This is a genomic window from Sedimentitalea arenosa, assembly GCF_016428585.1.
In the GTDB taxonomy this organism is placed as follows: Bacteria; Pseudomonadota; Alphaproteobacteria; order Rhodobacterales; family Rhodobacteraceae; genus Sedimentitalea; species Sedimentitalea arenosa.
Genome location: NZ_JAELVR010000026.1, coordinates 1 through 1,034 on the forward strand (window position 1 = coordinate 1; position 1,034 = coordinate 1,034).

A 1,034-nucleotide genomic window follows, 5' to 3' on the forward strand; every position below is an offset into this window, starting at 1 on the left:
AGGTGCCCCTGGTTTCCTTGACACGTGCCTGATTCGGTTTCTGCTGTCTGATCTCGAAATCAACGGGCGACAGCATGCCGTTGTTCGCGTGCTTGCGCTTCGGGTTGTAGAACATCTCGATGTACTCGAACACGTCCTGTCTGGCGGCGTCGCGGGTCGTGTAGATCCGACGCCGGATGCGCTCTCGCTTCAGAAGCTGGAAGAAGCTCTCTGCCACGGCGTTGTCGTGGCAGTTCCCGCGCCGGCTCATGCTGGGTTCGAGGCCGTGCTGACGGAGGAAGGTCTGCCATTCGCGGCTGGTGAACTGCGAACCCTGGTCTGAATGCACCGTGATCCGGTCTGTCGGCTTTCGTCGCCAGACAGCCATCAGAAGGGCTTGGAGCGCCAGGTCCGTCGTCATGCGGGATTGTGCGGACCAACCGACGACACGGCGGGAGAACAGGTCGATGACGACACACAGATACAGCCAGCCTTCGTGCGTTCTCAGGTAGGTGATGTCGGTCACCCAGACCTGATCGGGCTGAGATGCCTCGAACCGCTGCTCCAGCCTGTTCTCGGCCACCACCGCGGGCTTGCCGCCATAGCAACCGGGACGATGCCTGTAGCCGATCTGCGCAGCGATCCCGGCCAGCGAAGCCAGCCGGGCAACACGGTTCTCCGAGATGCGTTCGCCTTCGTCGCGCAGATCGTTCGTCAGCTTGCGATAGCCATAGACCTTGCCGCTGTCGGCCCAGGCCTGCCGGATCAGCTCGGTCTGACGTGCATCCTCCTGCGCGCGGTGGTTTAACGGTTCCTTAAGCCATGCATGGAACCCGCTGAAATGCACCCGCAGCACCCGGCACATGGCCCGGACGCCGAACTCATCTCGATGCGCCCGGATGAAGGCGTACTTCATCGGGACTCGCGCGCGAAGTACGCCGTTGCTTTTTTTAGGATGTCACGCTCCTCAATGACACGGGCCAGCACCCACTTCAGCCGACGGTTCTCGGCCTCGTGATCGACGCCCGTCTTAGGAACTGGGTCCGCGAAAAGCT

Annotated in this window: 1 pseudogene; it reads right to left on the reverse strand. The window is 61.9% G+C overall.

What is annotated here, in order from left to right:
- A pseudogene (locus JF290_RS19400) lies at nt 1–1,034 on the reverse strand (IS3 family transposase); the annotation flags it as partial.